The 388-nt window shown below is 66.0% G+C and carries 1 pseudogene; it reads left to right on the plus strand.

Annotated elements, in window-relative coordinates:
- Positions 1 to 388 (plus strand): annotated as a pseudogene (locus KBX50_RS32560) (hypothetical protein); the annotation flags it as partial.

Below are 388 nucleotides of genomic sequence, written 5' to 3' on the forward strand. Positions count from 1 at the left end.
GTCACCTACCACGACGGGCAGTACGACGTCTTCGCCCGCAGCCCCCGAGGCGTCGTCTACCAGAAAACCTGGCAAGGCACCTGGAGCGACTGGAAAAGCATCGGCGGCATCATCCAAGGCGGACTCGCCGCCGTCTACGCCAACGGCGAATACCACGTCTTCGGCATCAGCCCCAGCGGCCAACTCAGCCAGAACACCTGGCGAAACGGCAGCTGGCTCGGCTGGGAATCCCTCGGCGGCACCGTCGCCGGCACCCCCGCCGTCACCTACCACGACGGGCAGTACGACGTCTTCGCCCGCAGCCCCCGAGGCGTCGTCTACCAGAAAACCTGGCAAGGCACCTGGAGCGACTGGAAAAGCATCGGCGGCATCATCCAAGGCGGACTCG

It is taken from the genome of Micromonospora sp. C51, from assembly GCF_018070435.1.
Taxonomy (GTDB): domain Bacteria; phylum Actinomycetota; class Actinomycetes; order Mycobacteriales; family Micromonosporaceae; genus Micromonospora; species Micromonospora sediminimaris.